At 73.3% G+C, this 18,598-nt stretch carries 16 protein-coding genes; 9 read left to right on the forward strand and 7 right to left on the reverse strand.

Translation table 11 applies throughout. The features are described 5' to 3' along the window. Positions 1 to 2 precede the first annotated feature (2 nt). The 4 genes from nuoL to GA0070616_RS14245 all read left to right on the forward strand — a co-directional run bounded on the left by nuoL (position 3) and on the right by GA0070616_RS14245 (position 6,394). A complete protein-coding gene (nuoL, locus tag GA0070616_RS14230; protein ID WP_091081995.1) occupies positions 3 to 1,958 on the forward strand; it encodes an NADH-quinone oxidoreductase subunit L in 1,956 nt (651 codons plus the stop codon). A 79-nt stretch (positions 1,959 to 2,037) separates the two neighbouring features. After that, entirely contained in the window at positions 2,038 to 3,570 is a 1,533-nt protein-coding gene (locus GA0070616_RS14235) for an NADH-quinone oxidoreductase subunit M (protein ID WP_091081998.1), read from the forward strand. A gap of 97 nt (positions 3,571 to 3,667) precedes the next feature. After that, positions 3,668 to 5,221 carry an NADH-quinone oxidoreductase subunit NuoN gene (gene nuoN, locus GA0070616_RS14240; RefSeq protein ID WP_091082000.1) on the forward strand — a complete coding sequence of 518 codons (1,554 nt, stop codon included), beginning with the start codon at positions 3,668 to 3,670 and terminating at the stop codon, positions 5,219 to 5,221. Positions 5,222 to 5,311: 90 nt separating this feature from the next. Next, positions 5,312 to 6,394 (forward strand): polyprenyl synthetase family protein, encoded by a 1,083-nt coding sequence (locus GA0070616_RS14245; protein WP_091082003.1) that lies wholly within the window; start codon positions 5,312 to 5,314, stop codon positions 6,392 to 6,394. 66 nt (positions 6,395 to 6,460) lie between these two features. Here GA0070616_RS14245 and GA0070616_RS14250 read toward each other — a convergent pair whose 3' ends face one another. Continuing rightward, on the reverse strand, positions 6,461 to 7,657 hold the full coding sequence (locus GA0070616_RS14250) for an MFS transporter (RefSeq protein ID WP_091082007.1): 1,197 nt from the start codon (positions 7,655 to 7,657) through the stop codon (positions 6,461 to 6,463). 154 nt (positions 7,658 to 7,811) lie between these two features. On the opposite strand from GA0070616_RS14250, the gene GA0070616_RS14255 reads away from it, so the two are divergent. After that, on the forward strand, positions 7,812 to 8,594 hold the full coding sequence (locus GA0070616_RS14255) for an IclR family transcriptional regulator (RefSeq protein ID WP_091082011.1): 783 nt from the start codon (positions 7,812 to 7,814) through the stop codon (positions 8,592 to 8,594). Positions 8,595 to 8,718: 124 nt separating this feature from the next. Here the strand turns inward: GA0070616_RS14255 and GA0070616_RS14260 are convergent, their stop codons facing one another. Further along, the gene (locus GA0070616_RS14260) at positions 8,719 to 10,845 is read right to left on the reverse strand and encodes a PhoX family protein (RefSeq protein WP_091082013.1); all 2,127 of its coding nucleotides are present in this window, start codon (positions 10,843 to 10,845) and stop codon (positions 8,719 to 8,721) included. A gap of 182 nt (positions 10,846 to 11,027) precedes the next feature. Here GA0070616_RS14260 and GA0070616_RS14265 point away from each other — a divergent pair, with 182 nt between their 5' ends. After that, positions 11,028 to 11,594 (forward strand): sigma-70 family RNA polymerase sigma factor, encoded by a 567-nt coding sequence (locus tag GA0070616_RS14265; protein WP_091082016.1) that lies wholly within the window; start codon positions 11,028 to 11,030, stop codon positions 11,592 to 11,594. Further along, positions 11,591 to 12,289, forward strand: coding sequence for a zf-HC2 domain-containing protein (locus tag GA0070616_RS14270; RefSeq protein ID WP_091082019.1), 699 nt, complete (start codon positions 11,591 to 11,593; stop codon positions 12,287 to 12,289). The genes GA0070616_RS14265 and GA0070616_RS14270 overlap by 4 nt, the downstream gene beginning before the upstream one ends. A gap of 65 nt (positions 12,290 to 12,354) precedes the next feature. On the opposite strand, the gene rarD is transcribed toward GA0070616_RS14270, so the two are convergent. The 4 genes from rarD to eccE all read right to left on the reverse strand — a co-directional run bounded on the left by rarD (position 12,355) and on the right by eccE (position 16,314). Next, a complete protein-coding gene (rarD, locus tag GA0070616_RS14275) occupies positions 12,355 to 13,275 on the reverse strand; it encodes an EamA family transporter RarD (protein WP_091082022.1) in 921 nt (306 codons plus the stop codon). Beyond that, a complete protein-coding gene (locus GA0070616_RS14280; RefSeq protein ID WP_091082025.1) occupies positions 13,272 to 13,763 on the reverse strand; it encodes a GNAT family N-acetyltransferase in 492 nt (163 codons plus the stop codon). Before GA0070616_RS14280 ends, rarD begins: the two co-directional genes overlap by 4 nt. A 119-nt stretch (positions 13,764 to 13,882) precedes the next feature. Next, positions 13,883 to 14,269 (reverse strand): phage holin family protein, encoded by a 387-nt coding sequence (locus GA0070616_RS14285; protein WP_091082028.1) that lies wholly within the window; start codon positions 14,267 to 14,269, stop codon positions 13,883 to 13,885. A 161-nt stretch (positions 14,270 to 14,430) separates the two neighbouring features. Further along, positions 14,431 to 16,314, reverse strand: a complete 1,884-nt coding sequence (eccE, locus tag GA0070616_RS14290; protein ID WP_425412943.1) for a type VII secretion protein EccE — start codon at positions 16,312 to 16,314, stop codon at positions 14,431 to 14,433. A 247-nt stretch (positions 16,315 to 16,561) separates the two neighbouring features. Here eccE and GA0070616_RS14295 point away from each other — a divergent pair, with 247 nt between their 5' ends. Then, positions 16,562 to 16,882 (forward strand): WXG100 family type VII secretion target, encoded by a 321-nt coding sequence (locus GA0070616_RS14295; protein WP_091082030.1) that lies wholly within the window; start codon positions 16,562 to 16,564, stop codon positions 16,880 to 16,882. A 23-nt stretch (positions 16,883 to 16,905) separates the two neighbouring features. After that, positions 16,906 to 17,196, forward strand: coding sequence for a WXG100 family type VII secretion target (locus GA0070616_RS14300; RefSeq protein WP_091082032.1), 291 nt, complete (start codon positions 16,906 to 16,908; stop codon positions 17,194 to 17,196). Between the two features lie 100 nt (positions 17,197 to 17,296). On the opposite strand, the gene mycP is transcribed toward GA0070616_RS14300, so the two are convergent. After that, positions 17,297 to 18,505 (reverse strand): type VII secretion-associated serine protease mycosin, encoded by a 1,209-nt coding sequence (mycP, locus tag GA0070616_RS14305; RefSeq protein WP_091082035.1) that lies wholly within the window; start codon positions 18,503 to 18,505, stop codon positions 17,297 to 17,299. Between the last annotated feature and the right edge of the window lie 93 nt (positions 18,506 to 18,598).

An 18,598-nucleotide genomic window follows, 5' to 3' on the forward strand; every position in this document is an offset into this window, starting at 1 on the left:
CGGTGGACGAGATTCTGACGTACGCCCAGGCGGAGCCGACGGGAACCGTCGCCTACGCGACGGCGGACGGCCTGCTGAGCAGTGTCTGGCTGCTGGTGGCGATCCCGCTGCTCAGTGCGACGGTCCTGCTGCTGCTCGGCCGCCGGGCCGACCGCTGGGGCCACTGGCTCGGCGTGGCCGCCATCGGCGCCACCTTCCTGCTCGGCCTGACCTACTTCCTGGGCCTGCGCGGCCTGGAGAACAAGTCCGTCGAGCTGAGCCTGTGGGACTTCATCGCGGTCGGCGGTCTGCGGGTCGACTTCGGCCTGCTGTTCGACCCGCTGGCCGCGGTCTTCGTCCTGCTGATCACCGGGGTGGGTTTCCTGATCCACCTCTACGCGGTCGAGTACATGGCGCACGACGCGGGCCGACGGCGGTTCTTCGCCTACTTCAACCTGTTCGTCGCCGCCATGCTCCTGCTGGTGCTCGGCAACAACTACGTGATGCTCTACTTCGGCTGGGAGGGCGTCGGCCTGGCGTCGTACCTGCTGATCTCCTTCTGGTCCGACCGGCCCAGCGCCGCCACGGCCGGCAAGAAGGCGTTCCTGATGAACCGGGTCGGCGACGCCGGCCTGGCCATCGGCATCTTCATCATGTTCGCCACCCTCGGCACCACCCAGTACGACGAGGTCTTCAACGGTGTCGGCGCGCTGGCCGGGGGCACCGTGCTCGCGCTCGGCCTGCTGCTCCTGCTCGGCGCGTGCGGCAAGTCCGGCCAGTTCCCGCTCCAGGCGTGGCTTCCGGACGCGATGGAGGGCCCGACCCCCGTGTCGGCCCTCATCCACGCCGCGACGATGGTCACCGCCGGCGTCTACCTGATCGCCCGGTCCAACCCGGTCTTCTCGGCGAACTCGACGCTCCAGCTCGTGGTCGTCAGCGTCGGCGCGCTGACCCTGCTGCTGGGCTGCGTCATCGGCGCCGCGAAGGACGACATCAAGCGGGTGCTGGCCTGGTCCACGGTCAGCCAGATCGGCTACATGTTCCTCGGCGTCGGGCTGGGCGGGGGCGCGTACGCCCTGGCCATCGTGCACCTGCTCGCGCACGGCTTCTTCAAGGCCAACATGTTCCTCGGCGCGGGCTCGGTCATGCACGGCATGAAGGACCAGGTGGACATCCGCCGCTTCGGCGGCCTGTCCAAGTACATGAAGATCACCTGGTTGACCTTCGGCGCGGGCTGGCTGGCCATCATCGGCATGTTCCCGTTCTCCGGCTACTTCTCCAAGGAGCCGATCATCGCGGCGGCCTTCGAGCGGGAGGGCTGGACCGCCTGGCTGTTCGGCGGGGCCGCGCTGCTCGGTGCCGGGCTGACCGCGTTCTACATGACCCGGCTGTTCGTGCTGACCTTCCACGGCCCGAAGCGGTGGACGGAGGACGTGCACCCGCACGAGTCCCCGCTGCTGATGACGGTCCCGCTGATCCTGCTGGGGCTCGGCTCCGTGGGCGCGGGCTTCCTGCTGGCCACCTCCGTGCCGGACTGGCTCACCGCCACCGCCGGCCTGGGCGGCGAGGAGGAGGCACACTCGGCGGTCCTGTCGCACACGGCGGTCACCATCCTCTCCCTGGGGATCACCGTGCTGGGGGCCGGGCTCGCCTGGTTCCTGTTCCGCAACGGCACGGCGACCACGCCGCAGCCGGCCGGGGTGCTGGTCACCGCCGCCCGCCGGAACCTCTACACCGACACGGTCAACGAGGCGGTCTTCGAGAAGCCCGGCATCTTCCTCACCCGGGCGCTGGTCTACCTGGACAACCGGGGCATCGACGGGCTGGTCAACGGCCTCGCCGCAGCGGTCGGCGGCGGCTCGGGCCGGCTCCGGCGGATGCAGACCGGCTTCGTCCGGTCGTACGCGACCTCGATCCTGACCGGCGCGCTGCTGGTGGTGGCCGCCTTCCTGGCCGTGCAGGCGGGGTGGTTGGCGTGATCGACCTCAGGGGGCTGACAGCCTCTCAGGCGGCCGTCGCCGGCGGACCGCACAGTGACGACGGAGGTAAGGCCGCATAATGTCCGACTTCCCGTTCCTCTCGGTGCTCACCGTGGCGCCGCTGGTGGGTGCCCTGGTGGTCGCCCTCCTGCCGCGCAGCCGGCCGGTGCTGGCCAAGCAGGTGGCGCTCGGCTGGTCGTTGCTGGTGCTGGCGCTGTCGGTGGTCATGTGGATCACCTGGCAGGTCGGCGGCGACCGGTTCCAGTTCCGCGAGTCGTACCCGTGGATCCCGAACTGGGGCGTCAGCTTCACCCTCGCCGCCGACGGCATCGCACTCGTGATGCTGATGCTGATCGCGGTGCTGGTGCCGCTGGTGATCCTGGCGTCCTGGCACGACGCCGAGAGCTCCAGGCGGTCCGTGCCGGCCTACTTCGCGCTGCTGCTCGTCCTCGAGTGCACGATGATCGGCGTCTTCGCCGCCGCCGACGTCTTCCTGTTCTACGTGTTCTTCGAGGTCATGCTCGTGCCGATGTACTTCCTCATCGGCAGCTACGGCGGCCACCAGCGGCAGTACGCGGCCGTGAAGTTCTTCCTCTACTCGCTGGTCGGCGGCCTGTTCATGCTGGCCGCCGTGATCGGCCTGTGGGTGGTCGGCGGGAAGACCTTCGACTGGGTGGCGCTGTCGGAGGTGGACATCTCCACCGGGGCCGAGCGCTGGCTGTTCCTCGGCTTCTTCGTCGCCTTCGCGATCAAGGCACCGTTCTTCCCGTTCCACACCTGGCTGCCGGACGCCGGTGGTGCGGCTCCGGCCGGCGCGGCGGCGCTGCTCGTCGGCGTACTGGACAAGGTCGGCACCTTCGGCATCCTGCGTTACTGCCTGCCGCTGTTCCCCGACGCGGCGAAGTGGTTCGCCCCGTGGGCACTGGCCCTGGGCCTGATCGGCATCATCTACGCCGCGTTGCTGGCCGTCGGCCAGAACGACCTGAAGCGGCTGGTGTCGTACACGTCGATCGCGCACTTCGGCTTCATCGGGGTCGGCATCTTCGCCTTCACCACGCAGGCCGGCACCGGCGCGGTGCTCTACATGGTCAACCACGGCCTCGCCACCGGGCTGCTCTTCCTGGTCGTGGGCATGCTGATCGCCCGCCGGGGTTCGGCGCTGATCAGTGACTTCGGGGGTGCGGGCAAGCTGGTGCCGGTGCTGGCCGGGGTGCTGTTCTTCGCCGGTCTGGCGTCGCTCGCGCTGCCGGGCACCGCGCCGTTCGTCTCCGAGTTCCTGGTGTTGATCGGCACGTTCACGGTGAACAAGCCGGTGGCGATCATCGCCACGCTCGGCATCATCCTGGCGGCGGCGTACGTGCTGTGGATGGTGCAGCGCACCACCCAGGGCACGCTCAACCCGGCGCTGACCGAGATCGACGGCATGAAGCGGGACCTCAACCTGCGCGAGAAGGTCGTCGTCGCCCCGCTGATCGCGCTGATCGTGGTGCTCGGCTTCTACCCGAAGCCGGTCACCGACGTGATCAACCCCGCCGTCCAGGCGACCATGGAGGACGTCGGCAGGACCGACCCCGCTCCCGAGGTCGGCGGCGTCCAGGAGGCGAGCCGGTGACCGCGAGGAGCGGGCTGGCGAGCCCCGGCTGCCCGCGCGAGGAGCGAGTCCCGCGGTCGTGGGCACACCACGCAGTCGTGAACGAAAGGTTGGTCCAGTGACCGAGCTCCAACTGCCGTCGATCGCCTACGGGGCGCTCGCGCCCACCCTGATCATGCTGGGCGCCGCGGTGATCGGGGTGCTGGTCGAGGCGTTCGCGCCCCGGCGGCTGCGGCACCCGGTGCAGCTGACGTTGGCGCTGCTGGCGGTGCTCGCCGCGCTGACCATGGTGGTCCTGAACGCCGACGAGCGGCTGATCACCATGGGCGGGGCGATCGCCGTGGACGGGCCGACGCTGTTCCTCCAGGGCGCGATCCTGGTGCTCGCCGCGGTGGCGCTGCTGCTGATCGGCGAGCGCGCGGTCGAGCGCGGCGGGGCGTTCGTCGCCCAGGCCGCGGTCACCGCCGACTCGCCCGAGGACCGGCGGCAGGCCGAGGGGCAGAACGGCGCGACCGAGGTCTACCCGCTGACCACCTTCGCGATCGGCGGCATGCTGATCTTCGTGGCGGCGAACGACCTGCTCACCATGTTCATCGCGCTGGAGGTCTTCTCGCTGCCGCTGTACCTGCTCTGCGCGCTGGCCCGCCGCCGGCGACTGCTGAGCCAGGAGGCCGCGCTGAAGTACTTCATGCTCGGCGCGTACGCCTCGGCCTTCTTCCTGTTCGGGGTGGCCCTGATCTACGGCTTCACCGCCGGCCTGCCGAACCGCCCGGCCGGGGTGGACTTCGCCACCGTCAACGCCGCGGTGGCCGACTCCACGGCCAGCCAGGTGCTGCTGTTCGCCGGCATGGCCCTGATCGCCATCGGCCTGCTGTTCAAGGCGGCGGCGGCTCCGTTCCACGTCTGGACGCCCGACGTCTACCAGGGTGCCCCGACCCCCGTGACCAGCTTCATGGCCGCCTGCACCAAGGTCGCCGCGTTCGGCGCCCTCCTGCGGGTGTTCCACGTGGCCTTCGAGGGGGCCCGGTGGAACTTCACTCCCGTGCTCGGGGTGGTGGCGGTGCTGACCATGCTGGTCGGTGCGGTGCTCGCGGTCACCCAGACCGACATCAAGCGACTGCTGGCGTACTCGTCGATCGCCAACGCCGGCTACCTGTTGGTGGGTGTGCTCGCCCCCGGGCGCGACGGCCTCTCCGGCACGATGTTCTACCTGGTCGCGTACGGCTTCTCGGTGCTCGCCGCGTTCGCCGTGGTCACCCTGGTGCGCGACGCCGACGGCGAGGCCACCCACCTGTCCCGCTGGGCGGGTCTGGGCCGGCGGTCGCCGTTCTTCGCGGCGGTGTTCACCTTCATCCTGCTGGCCTTCGCCGGGATCCCGCTGACCAGCGGCTTCATGAGCAAGGTCGCGGTCTTCGGCCCGGCCATCGACGGCGGTCAGACGTGGCTGGTGATCGCAGGCGTGCTGACCAGCATGGTGCTGGCCTTCCCGTACCTGCGGGTCGTGGTGATGATGTGGCTCTCCGAGCCGGGTGAGTCGACCCCCACCGTCACCGTGCCCGGCGGGCTGACGTCGGCGGCACTGGTGATCGGCGTGCTCGCCACCCTGGTCCTCGGCGTCGCCCCGGCGCCGCTGCTGGACCTGACGGCGGGGGCGGCGGAGTTCGTCCGCTAGCCGCCCGGGACACTGGCGGGAGGGGTCGGCACCAGGGGGTGCCGGCCCCTTCCGCGTATCCCCCGCCCAGGCAGGTCGAGGAGGTGTGGCATGGTTGAGGGCGTGGGTAATCCGGCTGGCGAGCGTTCAGGTGCCACCGGCTCCGGCGAGCGCCGGGACCGGGAGGGCATGAGGCACTTCGGCGCGCTCGGCCTGCATCTCGCCGACCCCGGCGTCGAGGCGTCCGTGCTGGGAGTGCTGGAGAGCGTCGAGGCCGATCTGCGGTCCAGCGTCGACAGCGCCGACCCGCTCGTCGCCGAGGCGTCCCGACACCTGGTGGAGGCCGGCGGCAAGCGGTTCCGTCCCCTCCTGGTGGCGTTGGGGGCCCAGTTCGGCGATCCGGCCGCCGCGCAGGTGGTGCCGGCGGCGGTCGTGATGGAGCTCACCCACCTGGCGACCCTCTACCACGATGACGTCATGGACGAGGCCGCCGTGCGGCGGGGGGCGCCCAGCGCCAACTCCCGCTGGACCAACTCGGTCGCCATCCTGGTCGGCGACTACCTCTTCGCCCGCGCCGCGGACATCGCCGCGGACCTGGGGCCCGAGGCGGTACGCCTCCAGGCCCGCACCTTCGCGCGACTGGTGCACGGGCAGATCGCGGAGACCGTCGGTCCCCGGTCCGAGGACCCGGTGGCGCACTACCTTGGCGTGATCGCCGAGAAGACCGGCTCGCTGATCGCCACCTCGGCCCGGTTCGGCGGCATGTTCGGCGGGGCGTCCGCCGAGCACACCGAGGCCCTCGCCGGTTACGGCGAGACGATCGGGATGGCCTTCCAGCTCTCCGACGACCTGCTCGACATCGCCAGCGAGTCGGGGCAGTCAGGCAAGACCCCCGGCACCGACCTGCGCGAGGGTGTCCCCACCCTGCCGGTGCTCTACGCCCTGGCCTCCGACGACTCCGACGCGGCCTCGGTGCGGCTGCGCGAGATCCTGGCGACCGGGGCGCTGACCGACGACGACCTGCACGCCGAGGCCCTCGGCCTGCTGCGGGAGTCGCCGGCGCTGAAGCGGGCCAGGGAGACGGTCCGCAGCTACGCCGAGGATGCCCGCGCCCAACTCGCTCCGCTGCCGCCGGGCCCGGCCCGCCGGGCGCTCGAGTCCCTTTGCGACCACATCGCCGACCGCACCAGCTGACCCGGCTGTCTCACCCGCCCGCGCGGACGAGGAGCACACCGGCTCGCGTGGCGCGCTCCGCCCGGGTCACCGGGCAGGGCCGGCTGCCGCGGCGGGAGTGAGCAGCCGGCTGGCGGTGAGCATGAGGGCGGCGGCGGTGAGCATCGCGCCCGCCGCGCTCAGCCACATCGCCGGGTAGCCCGCCGCCGCGGCGAGGGCGCCGAAGGCCAGCGGGCCGAGGCAGCCGCCCGCGTACACCCCGGTCTGGGTGATCGAGGTGGCGGCGGCCGGCGCCTGCGGGTGCAGCCGGACCACCGCGAAGTTCATCAACCCCGGCCAGGCCCAGCCGAGGCCGAAGCCGAGCACCACCCCCGCCACCAGCGGCCCGGAGCCGGCTGCCGCGAGCAGACCCAGCCCGGCCGAGCCGATCACCAGCATTCCGGCGATCACGGCGACGTGACCGCCCGCCCGGCGGTCGGCGAACCAGCCCACGCCTATCCGGCCGGCGACGCAGACCGCGCTGCCGAGGGTCAGGGTCAATCCGGCGAGCCCCGGTGACAGCCCTCGCCCGGCGGAGGAGTCGACCAGGAAGGTGCCCAGCGCGTTCGCCGCCGCCGCCGCGAGCGTGGCCGCCATCCCGACCACCACCAGGGCGGCCGTGGCGCCTCCGGGGCGGGCGGGCGCGCGACGGCCGGGTCGGGGCTCCCGCGCGGGCACGGCGGCCAGCGCGGCCAGGGCGACCCCCGCCGCCGCCACGAACGCCCAACGCCAGCCGACGGTCAGCGCGACCGTGGGCACCGCCGCGCCGGCCAGCAACGTCGACAGCGGGATGGCGGCCTGCTTGACACCGAACGACAGCCCCTGCCGTCGGGGTGGCACGTGCCGGGCCAGCGCGGCGTTGCTGGCCAACTGTCCCAGCGCGTTCGCGACGCCGCTGAGCGCCAGCAGGCCGACCAGCACCGGGTAGGAGCGAGCCAGGGTCGCCACGGCGAGCAGGCAGCCGGCGGACAGCAGGATGCCGGCGCGGGCGACGACCGCCGCCCCGTAGCGCTCGGCGAGCCGGCCCGACGGCACCGAGGCGAGTGCCCCCACGCCGAAGTGGAGGGACACGGCCAGGCCCAGGCCGGCGGGGGAGAAGCGGAGTTCGTCGCCCAGCTGCACGGCCAGCCCGCCCACCAGGAAGACCGGCAGTACACAGGCGATGGTCACGACGACGGCGTGGAGGCCGGCCCGGACCGGCCGGAGGGTGACGCCCGAGGTGGGCGGCACGGCGATGTCGGTCATGGTGTGGCCAACCTACGTGAGCCGCCCTCGACTCACGCAGAGTATCTGTCGGATAGACGATCCGTGGATGGTGATCTGCCCGATCTACCCGAGCAGGCATTTCGCGGCGAGCTGGTTTTTCATATGGTGTAAGTCCCCGGCGTCGGAGGTGGTTGTGCGCGACCCCTTGGCGGAGCCTTCGGACCTCATCCGGAGTGTGTCCCGCGCGCTACGAGTGCTCGAGGCGGTCGGCCGTGCCCCGCGCGGCCTGACCGTCAAGCAGATCGCCCGGCGCTGCGAGCTCACCGTGGCGACGACCTACCACCTGGTGCGCACCCTGGCCTATGAGGGCTACGTGATCCGCCGGGAGGACGGCACGTACATCGTCGGCCTGGAGATCGCCGACCGCTACCGCGAGCTGGTCACCGCCTTCCGGGGCGCGCCGGCCGTCGGTGAGGCGCTGCGGCGGGCCGCCGTGGAGACGGGCTGGAGCCACTACCTGGGCCGGTTCGTCGGCGGCCAGGTGGCGGTCACCGCGGTCGCCGAGGGGCACCGCTCCCCGTACCTGGAGGAGGTCGTCCCCGGCTTCGACGAGGGCGCCCACGCGACCGCCCTGGGCAAGGCGCTGCTCGCCACCCTCACCGTCGAGCAGCGCCACCGCTACCTGCGCGAGTACGGCATGCGTCCCTTCACCAACGCCACGCTGACCACCCCGGAGGCGTTCGAGGCCGACCTGGCCGCCGGGGACCGGCGCGGCATGCAGATGGAACTGGGCCAGTTCCGTCAGGGCGTGGCCTGCGCCGCCGTGCTGGTGGCCCCCGACAAGGACATGGAGCGCCGGGTCGTGCTGGCCTGCGCCCTGCCGGCCAGCGAGATGATGACCTCCGCCCGGGTGGTCCGCGCCAAGCTGCTGACGGCCGCCCGGGCCATCGCCGACGGCATCGCCGCCGACACCTGACCGGCCGGGGTCACCGACGGATGTCGCCCATGCGCCGAGCCCCTCCCCATGCGACGAGGCCCCCTCCCAGGCGGGGAGGGGGCCTCGCGGTGGCGGCCGGGGGTGGGGGGCCGCCGGAGGGGGGTCAGCTACCGATCGGGCCGCCGTCCAGACGCCAGGTGACCACCACGCCCGGCTTGGCGTAGTCGCCGTCCGGCCAGGTCGACGCCGGGTTCTCGACGGTGGCGCCGGTCAGCTCACCGGGGTGCTGCACGGCCACGAACAGCGAACGGTTGTCGTCGGTGACGAACGGCCCGCAGGTCTCCGCGCCGACCGGCACGGTGAGGAACTGCTTCAGGTGGCCCTTCTCCGGCCCCTCGATCGCCGTGGCGAAGAGACCGTCGTTGCTGCCCAGGGCGTTGCCGTCGGTCGAGATCCACAGGTTGCCGGTGGCGTCGAACATCAGGTTGTCCGGGCAGGAGATGGGGGAGACCTTCGACTTGTCGTACCCGGCGTAGTAGGTCGACGGGTCGGCCGGGTCGCCGCAGACGATCGGCAGCGACCAGGTGAAGGTCTCGGCGGTGTTGTCCCCCCGGTCCTCGACCAGCTCCGCGATCTGGCCGTGCCGGTTCGCGGTACGCGGGTTCATCTCGTCCGGCTTCGGGTTGCTGCCGGTGCCCCGGCTGCTGTTGTTGGTCAGCGCCACGTACACCTTGCCCGTGGCCGGGCTGACCTCGACCTCCTCCGGCCGGTCCATCTTGGTCGCGCCGACCTTGTCGGCGGCGAGGCGGGTGAAGACCAGCACCTCGTCGGCGGTCATCCCGTCCACGTACGACCGGTTGCCCCGGACCAGCTTGATCCACCGGCCCCGGCCGTCGAACGCGCCGTCGGAGGGCAGTTTGCCCGAGCCGTCGATCTCGTCGGCGCTGGTCTGGTCGAACTGGGCGACGTACAGGGTGCCGGACTCCAGCAGGGTCAGGTTGTGCCTGCGGGCGATCCAGGAGTTGCCCTTCATGAACTTCTTGTCGGAGACGAACTTGTAGAGGTAGTCGAACCGCTCGTCGTCGCCCATGTACGCCACGACGTGCCCGTCCCGCGCGACGTGCACGTTGGCGCCCTCGTGCTTGAACCGGCCCATCGCGGTGTGCTTGCGCGGCCGGCTGTCCGGGTCGTACGGGTCGATCTCGACGATCCAGCCGAACCGGTGCGCCTCGTTGGGGTGCTTCGCCAGGTCGAACCGCTCGTCGGCGCGTTCCCACTTGCGGCTGCCGCCCGGGTACCGGGCCGTGGTGTTGATGCCGTAGCGGGCCAGCCGGGGCTTCAGCTCGGCCGGCGCGGCGTCGCCACCGACGAAGTACTGGTTGAAGTTCTCCTCGCCGGAGAGCACCGTGCCCCACGGGGTGACGCCGCCCGCGCAGTTGTTCAGCGTGCCGACGACCACCCTGCCGCGTGGGTCGGCGGCCGTCCGCAACCACGCCGATCCGGCGGCCGGGCCGGTCAGTTCGAACTTCGTGGTGTGCGCGGTGACCCGCCGGTTGTACGGCCGGCGGCCCCGCTCGACCGGCCGCCACTGCCCGGTGCCGCCGACCCGCTCGATCTCCACGACCGACATGCCGTGCGCGGCCATGGCCACCCGTAGCTGCTCGACGGTCATCGCGTCCGGCGTGGTGTAGCCGGGGAACATCAGGTCCTCGTTGGTGTACTCGTGGTTCACCACGAGCAGCCCTCGCCTGCCCTGGCGGTCCAACGGCAGCGCGGCGACGAAGTCGTTGTTGTAGCCGAACTGCTTCGACTGCGCGGCGGCGCTCTGCCCGTGCAGGTCGAACTCGGGGGCACCGGGCAGCACCGGGTCGCCCCACCGGATGACGACGGCGTGGTCGTAGCCGTTCGGCACCACGAACGTGTCGAGGGTGTTCGGGGGGATGGGCTTGAAGTCGAGGGCACCGGTGCCGACGTCCGGGCGGCCCGGTGCGCGGCGGGCGGCCTCGGGAGCGACCGGGGTCGCCGGGGCGGCTGCGGCGGGCGCGGCACCGGCCAGCGCGCCGGCTGCGGCACCGCCGAAGCCCAGCACCATCGCGCCGACCGCGCCGGCGCGGACCACGCCCCGGCGGGTGACCTCGGCGTTGACCACGTCACCGAAGTACGCGTTGTCGGAGGTGTTCGGAACCGGGTGGTCGCAGGCGTTGCCGCAGCGGTAGAGACAGGTCATGGCGTCACGGCTGCCGTGGCGTGTGGTGCCGAGCAGCGGGAGCAGCCGGGGACGGTCGCTCATGTGCAGGAGCCTCCAGGAGAGGGGGGTCGGTGCACGCCGGACCAGCTCACCGGCGTGCGTACCCGCCGGACGCTAGGAGTGCACGGTGAGCGCGCGTCGGCGTCGATGTGAACCAGGCGTGAACACCTTTGCCGAGAGTGCCCCGGTGACCTGCGGCTGAACCGTTCGTCGTGACGGCACGTATGTCCCTGCGTACCGCCCCGCCGGCTGCGGCCGAGAGCGAGGAGACCGCCATCACCGACGACGACGCCCACCTGCTCCGCGCCCTGCACGACGAGCACGCGGAGGCGCTGTACGCCCACGCCCTGCGGCTGGTCGACGGCGACCGGCAGCGCGCCGAGGACCTGGTGCAGGAGACCCTCCTGCGGGCCTGGCGGCACCCCGAGTCGCTCGACCCGCGTCGGGGCTCGGTGCGGGCCTGGCTGTTCACCACCGCGCGCAACCTGGCCATCGATGCCTGGCGACGCCGCTCGACGAGGGTCGGCGAGGTCTACACCGACGAGCTGCCCGAACCGCCGGAGGTCGTCGACGAGACGGAACGCGCGGTCGAGGCGTGGACCGTCGCCGAGGCCCTGAGCCGCCTGAGCCCCTCCCACCGGGACGTCCTGGTGGAGTGCTTCTACCAGGGGCGTTCGGTCGCCGAGGCGGCCTCGCGCCTGGGGGTGCCCCCGGGCACGGTGAAGTCCCGCACCCACTACGCACTGCGCTCACTACGGTTGGTCCTGGCCGAGATGGGGGTGACCGGATGACCCGCTGCGAGTTCGCACACGACGACGGCGCGTACGTGCTGGGCGCCCTGGCCCCCGCCGAACGGGCCGCCTACGAACGGCACCTGGCCTCCTGTCCCACCTGCCAGCAGGCGGTGTCCGAGATCGCCGTGCTGCCCGGCCTGCTGGGTCGCCTCGACCCGGCCACCCTGGAGCAGTTCCTGCCCCTGCCGGAGAACCCGCGGGTGCCCGAGCTGCTCGGCACCGCCCGCGAGCGCCGGCGCCGCGAGCGGTCGGCCACCCGCCTGCGGTACGCGGTCAGCGCCCTGGCCGCCGCCACCGTCACCCTGGTGGTGGGCGTGGGGCTGGCGACGGTCCTGCCCGGACAGCGGTCGCCCGCGCCGCCGCCCGTGGCGCAGGTGCGGATGGTGGAGATGGAGCCGGTGGCCGGGTCGGTGCCGGTGCACGCCGAGATCGGCCTGACCGGCCGCGACTGGGGCACCGAGATCACCATGCGCTGCGGGTACGACGCCCGCACTGGCTACCAGAAGGCGTACGCGTTCCGGCTCGTGGCCCGGGGCGCGGACGGCGCGACGGAGCAGATCGGCTCGTGGCTCGCCGCCCCCGGCGACGACCTGCGGATCACCGGCGCGACGCGGTTCACGGCCGCCGACCTGGTCCGCCTGGAACTGGTCCGCGCCGACGGCACCCCGGTGCTCGCCTACGACGTCCGCTGAGGCGCCCACGTCGGCCGTCGCTCATGGGTGACTGCGCACCGCACCGCACGCCTGCGCGCGTCCGCTCATCGGATGGCGGCGGGTACGGCGGCGACCGGCGGGTGCGGATGGCGGCGGCGGGTGTGGCGGAGGGCGTCGACGGTGAAGACGATCAGGGCCAACCAGACCAGGGCGAAGCCGGCCAGCCGGGCCGGGGGCATCGGCTCGTGGAAGATCAGCACCCCGCAGCCGAGCTGGATGATCGGGGCGACGTACTGGAGCATGCCCAGGGCCGTCAGCGGCAGCCGGTTGGCGGCCCCGGCGAACAGCAGCAGGGGGATCGCGGTGGCCGCGCCGGCCAGCACCAGCAGCGCGGTGTGCCCCGCGGAGACCCGGCCGAAGGTGGCGTCACCGGCCGCGGACAGCCAGCCCAGGTATGCCAGTGCGGGCAGCGCCAGCACCGCCGACTCGACGAACAGCCCTTCGGCGGCGGGCAGCCCGAGCCGCTTCTTCACCAGCCCGTAGCCGCCGAAGCTCACCGCCAGGGTCAGCGCCAGCCAGGGCGGCCGACCGTAGTCGACGGTCAGCACCACGACGGCGAGCCCGCCCACGGCCAGCGCCGCCCACTGCGCCGGGCGCAGCCGCTCCCGCAGCACGACCACCCCGAGCAGCACCACGACGAGGGGGTTGACGAAGTAGCCCAGTGCCGTCTCCACCACCCGGTCGGAGTTGACCCCGTAGATGTAGGTGCCCCAGTTCACGGCGATCAGCGTGGCGGCGGCCCCGATGCCAGCCAGGGCGGAGCGGCGGCGTGCCAGGGCCCTGAGGAAGCCCACGTTGCGCAGGGCGGCGAGCAGCAGCGCGACGAAGGCCAGGGACCAGACGATCCGGTGGGCGAGGATCTCCGGTGGGGAGGCCGGGCGCAGCAGCTTGAAGTAGAGCGGGAAGAACCCCCACAGCAGGTACGCACCGAGGCCGAAGAGGTATCCGAGGCGGAGCGGCGTCACGCCTCCACCGTAAGGGGCGAACGGTCGCTCGGCTCCTTGCCGGTGACCGGGTTCACCGGCCGCCGGTCCAGCTCCATCCAGCGGTCGGCCCGTACCGGAGTGAACCCGACCTTCGCATACAACCCGTGCGCGTCGTTGGTGGCCAGCACGATCCGGCGTACGCCCAGGGCGGCCAGGTGGTCGCGGACCGTGCCCGCGAGCCAGCTGCCCAGCCCCCGACCCCGCTCGGCGCGGTCGACGTAGACGTCGCAGAGCCAGGCGAAGGTCGCCCCGTCGGTGACCACCCGGGCCACGGCGACCTGCCGCCCGTCGCCGGGCCGGTAGACCCCGAAGGGCACCGACCCGGCGAATGCCCGCCGCACCGTCTCCCGGTCCCGCCCCAACGCCCAGTACGCGTCGGTGGAGAGCCAGTGGTGCACCAGATCCAGGTCGAGACGCGCCGGGTCGGTGCTGATCAGGTAGCCGTCGTCACGGGTCAGGTCGGACACCCTGGCGACGTTAGCCCGTCCGCCGGCCCCGCTGGTCGGCCGATCCCCGGCATCTGGTCGCCGGACGCGGACGGCGGGGGACGTGTGGCCGTCCGGGGGTGAACCCGGCCCGGGGCGGTTCAGTCGCGGTCGAGGATCGCGCCGAGGATCCAGGTGACCACACTGACGAAGAGCGCGCCGAGCACCGCGGCGGGCCAGAAACCTTCCACGTCGAACGGCAGCCCGGCCTGGTCGGCGATCCAGGCGGTGAGCAGGAACAGCAAACCGTTGACCACCAGCGCGATCAGCCCGAGGGTCAGCAGGTAGAAGCCGCAGCCGACGGTCTTGATGATCGGTTGGAGCACCGCGTTGACCACGCCGAAGATGACCGCGACGAGGAGCACCGTGGTGACCGTCTCCGTGGTCGAGGCCGCGTCCAACGTGATGCCCGGGATGAGCAGCGTGGCCAACCAGAAGGCCAGCGCCGTCGCGCCCAGCCGGATCAGCAGTCCCTTGACAAAACCCATGGCGGGGATCGTGCCACGCCGGGGCACCCGGCGGAACCCGTCGGCCGAGGCACCGGGGGAAGGCACGGGCCCGGCATACCCCGTCGGCCGGCGCAAAGGGGGAAGGCACGGGCCCGGCGCACCCGGCGGGCACCCACGGGACCGTGGCCGCGGTGACGCGGTCAGTGCCGGGACGGGTGACCGATCAGCTGCGACTCGATCGGGGTGGGGGAGAGCAACGCCCACCGCAGCGCACGCCGGTTCACCACCGCCACCATGCCGTCCCGGATCCGGGTCAGCCACTCGGCGGAGGAACCGAGCCCCAGCGCCGCGCCGGCCACCGCCGCCTCCGCCCGGTCCAGCGGTTGCAGCACCACCAGGTCGGCCCGGCCCAGCGCGTCCGCGTCCCCGGGGGTCAGCTCGTCGCGCAGCAGCAGGGTCGTCCGCCACGGCGCGTCCGCGACGGTTTCCGCCGCCGCCGGACCGACGTCGTCCACCAGCAGCAGCGGGCACAGTGGCGTGGCGGGCCCGGCCACCGGTCGGCCGGGCGGCAGCAGCGGGATCGTGGTGCCGGGCAGGCCCACGCCCCGCACGAACGGTTCCCAGTCCCGTGGCCGGGTGGTGCGCACGACCACCTGCGCGCCGAGGGCCATCGCCCGCAGCGCCACCAGCTGCGCGGCACGCACCCCGCCGACCAGCATCACCCGGGTGTTCTCCGGCCGGAACAGCCGCACGGCGACCGCGCCGCCGTGCCGGTTGGCACCCACCATCAGCCCGGCCGCGCCGAACGGCAGCTCCAGCGCGACCCGACCCGGCACCGGCTCGCCCGGCAGCGCGAGCGGCAGGGTGCCGGCCAGCCCGGTCAGGTGCGCGCCGTCGAGGCGGTCCACCGCGCCACCGGCCGCGTCCACCAGCCGCCGCAGCGCCCGGGTGGCCGTCGCCAGCTCCGCCGGGGTGGTGGCGCTCAGCCGCACGACGAGCCCGGCCGGCGCCGCCGACGGATCGCCGCCGGCCGGCCCGGCGCACAGCGACACCGTGGTCGCGGTCGCCGGCAGGCCCAGCATCCGGGGCACCAGCTGTCGCCCCGCCTCGGTACGCGGATCCGGCCACCGCCGGAGTCGGAACGTGGTCTGCAACAGGCCGCCGGAGCGCACCGCCGGCCAGGACTCCCGCACGGGCTGCCCGTCGTGGTGTGCCAGCTCGCCCAGCAACCGCAGCGCCGGCTGCTCACCCAGCGGCCGGGCCGGAACGGTGCCCAGCCTGCGTACGATCCGGCGTACAGTGCCGGCCAGGGCCCGCCGCAGCGCCTCGTCCGACCAGCCGTCCGCCCGCAGCACCCGGACGGCGAGCACGGCCCGCTCCCCGCCGACCAGCCGCCCGTCGGTCAGTTGCCGGTACGAGGTGCCCGCCGCGCCGCTGCCGGCGGCGACCGTCGGTGCCGCGAACCCGCAGAGCAGCAGCTGGACGCGCACCGGTGGGCCGTCCGCGCCGGCACCGGGCAGCAATGCCGCCGGGGCGGGCAGCACGTGCGCGGTGTCGCCGAGCAGATCGTTGGGATCGCCGATCTCCAGCATGGCCACCAGGCCAGCCGGGTCGTCGAGGACAGCGGCGGCACCGCCGGCCAGCTCGGTCGAGCCGACGACGGCTCCCGCGTCGACCAGACCGAGCAGCGCGGCCGGGTCGGCCCCGGGCGGCAGCGTGCGGCGGCGGGTCAGGTAGCTCAGGGCGGTGCGCAGCCACTCGTACCCCCAGCGGCCCCGGAACCGGCACCAGGCGACCGGGAGCAGCAGCACCGCCAGCAGCGCCGCGCCGGCGACCGCGAACGGGCCCCGCCCCGACGCGGCCAGCATCAGGGCCACCGCGACCTGTGCGACGACGACCTGCCCGGCCCGGATGCGACGGCCACCGCGCAACGGGTGCGCCGCCGGCCGCCGGACGGGGACGCCGGACCGACCGGACTCCGGGCCGACGGCGGACGCGTCGGTGGCGGGCGGGTCGACGGCGGTGGGCGGGTGCTGCCCGGTCGGTGCCCCCACCCGCGGGGCCGCAGGGCTGGTCGTCGTCACCACACCTCCTCGGCCGGTCACCCGCCGCGGTTTCCGTGCCGCCCATCGTAGGGGCCAGGTCGACCGGCCGTTGTCCACAGGGGAGCGCGGCGGGGTAGCAGAACTGCGGTCGGGTCGCTACCGTCAGCGACGAGTTCCGCTGACCGTGCCGTGCAGATCCGGCGTCCGGGCGCTCACGCGAGCGGCGCGTCCGGCGGGTGGATGCGTCGACGGCCAGCCAGACCGAGGAGACGAGGTGGCATCCGGGGTGTCCCAGACCCAGGCAGAAGCCGCGGTGATGCAGCAGACCGCCGCGAAGTTCGAGCAGGTGGACCAGTCGTTGCAGTCCATGCTGAGCGGCCTGATGGCCCAGCTGGAGGTGCTGCAACAGGCCTGGCGCGGCGCGGGCGGCCGGTCATTCGACCAGGTCAAGCGGCAGTGGGCACAGGACCAGTCGGCGTTGCAGCAGTCCCTGCGGGAGACCGCGGGCGCCATCCGCACCGCCGGCCAGCAGTACGACGTCTCGGACAGCGAGGCGGCCTCCCGCGTGTCCGCCACCAACCGCGGCGGCATCCAGCTGCCGCTCTGACCGCAGGAGAGGAAGACACACCGATGGACCATGTGCTGGTCGTGAACTTCGCCGCGCTGCAACAGGCCAGCGCGGACATCCAACGGGCGATGAACACGCTCGACTCGCAGCTCGGTCAGCTGGAGCGCGACGCCGCTCCGCTCGTGGCCACCTGGACCGGCGACGCCCAGGCCGCCTACGAACAGCGGCAGGCCCGGTGGCGCAACGCCTCCCAGGACCTGCAGGCGATGCTGCGCGACATCAAGCTCGCGGTGGGCGACTCCGCCACCGACTACCTCGACACCGAGAAGAAGAACGTCGGCCTGTTCCAGTAGGTGTCGCCCGTGGTGGCGTGTGCCCGACACGCCACCACGGGCGGTCGGCGTCCGGGTCGGGCCGGCTCTGCGCCCGGGTCAGGCCGGCTCTGCGTCCGGGTCAGGCCGGGTCGGCGGGCCGCCAACGCCGTCGACTGCCGCGGGGAGCCAGCAGGGCCAGCGCGCCTGCGGCGGCCACCACCGTCACTCCGACGCCCGCCACCACGAACGCCCGGTCCCGGGCGGCGGCCCGCCGCGCCCGCTGGGCGAGCACCGCCGGGTCGACCCGGTCGTCGCCGATGCCGGCGGCCGGTCGGGCCCGGTCCAGCCTGGTGGCCGGCGACTCGGTGACCGCCCGGTACGGGTTGAGCACCCCCGCGCCGTAGCCGCCGTCGGGCGCCGGATCGGCGGTGGACACCAGCCGGCGGGTCACCTCGGCGGCGGTCAGCTCCGGCCGGTACCCCCGCAGCAGCGCCGCCGTCGCCGCGACGAACGGTGCCGCGTAGCTCGTGCCCTCCGCGCGGTGGTGACCCTGACCGGGCGCGCACACGACCACGTCGCTGCCGGGCGCGACGAGGTCGACGTACGTCCCGGTCTGGGAGAAGTCGGCCCGGGAACCGTCAGCGGATATCGCCCCCACGCCGAGCACCCCGTCGTAGGCGGCCGGATACGGGCGCGGATCCCCGCTGCCGTGCAAATTGCCGGCGGCGGCCACGACCACCACGTCCCGGGCGAGCGCGTGGGCGACGGCGGCCCGGACGGCCGGGTCGTCGGCGTACAGCACGACCGACAGGTTGAGCACGTCCGCGTCCCGGTCCACCGCCCAGCGGACGGCCCGGGCGAAGTCGGCGGCGTCGACCGTGCGCCCCGACTCGCGGCCGTCGACCACCTGCTGTTCGCTGACCCGTACGGGCAGGATGCGCACCCCGGGGGCGAGCCCCCGGAACGCGACCCCGTCGCGTGGCGTCGCCGCGATGATGCTGGCCACCCCGGTGCCGTGCCCGACACAGTCGCGGCGACCGTCCCCGTTCGGATCGAGCAGATCGGTGCCGGCGAGCACCCGGCCGGCCAGCTGTGGGTGACGCGGATCCACGCCCGAGTCGACCACCGCCACCGTCACCCCCGAGCCGTCCGTCAGCGGGGCCAGCCGCTCCGGGGCGTACCGGTACTGCGGCCAGGGGGTGGCCGTGACCGGCCGGGCGGGGGCGAGAGGCGACGCGCAGCCCGGCGCGGCCCGCGCGACGGGCACCGGCCCGGACAGCGTGGTCAGGGCGCTCAGCAGCACCGCCGCCACGCCGGCCAGGGCGGGCCGTACGGGGATCCGGGACATCGACCGCCTCCGTATCGTGTCGACTCCGGAACGGGATGTTATCGCCTCAGCGCGGAGCGGACGCGCCGCCACCGGCCTGCAATTGTGATCTTG

It is taken from the genome of Micromonospora nigra, assembly GCF_900091585.1.
Classification (GTDB): Bacteria; Actinomycetota; Actinomycetes; order Mycobacteriales; family Micromonosporaceae; genus Micromonospora; species Micromonospora nigra.

Coding starts and splice junctions, on each gene's coding strand:
- GA0070616_RS14235 (WP_091081998.1), top strand. CDS start 2,038: ATGTCCGACTTCCCGTTCCTCTCGGTGCTCACCGTGGCGCCGCTGGTG.
- GA0070616_RS14245 (WP_091082003.1), top strand. CDS start 5,312: ATGGTTGAGGGCGTGGGTAATCCGGCTGGCGAGCGTTCAGGTGCCACC.
- GA0070616_RS14250 (WP_091082007.1), bottom strand. CDS start 7,657: ATGACCGACATCGCCGTGCCGCCCACCTCGGGCGTCACCCTCCGGCCG.
- GA0070616_RS14260 (WP_091082013.1), bottom strand. CDS start 10,845: ATGAGCGACCGTCCCCGGCTGCTCCCGCTGCTCGGCACCACACGCCAC.
- GA0070616_RS14265 (WP_091082016.1), top strand. CDS start 11,028: ATGTCCCTGCGTACCGCCCCGCCGGCTGCGGCCGAGAGCGAGGAGACC.
- GA0070616_RS14270 (WP_091082019.1), top strand. CDS start 11,591: ATGACCCGCTGCGAGTTCGCACACGACGACGGCGCGTACGTGCTGGGC.
- GA0070616_RS14285 (WP_091082028.1), bottom strand. CDS start 14,269: ATGGGTTTTGTCAAGGGACTGCTGATCCGGCTGGGCGCGACGGCGCTG.
- GA0070616_RS14300 (WP_091082032.1), top strand. CDS start 16,906: ATGGACCATGTGCTGGTCGTGAACTTCGCCGCGCTGCAACAGGCCAGC.
- mycP (WP_091082035.1), bottom strand. CDS start 18,505: ATGTCCCGGATCCCCGTACGGCCCGCCCTGGCCGGCGTGGCGGCGGTG.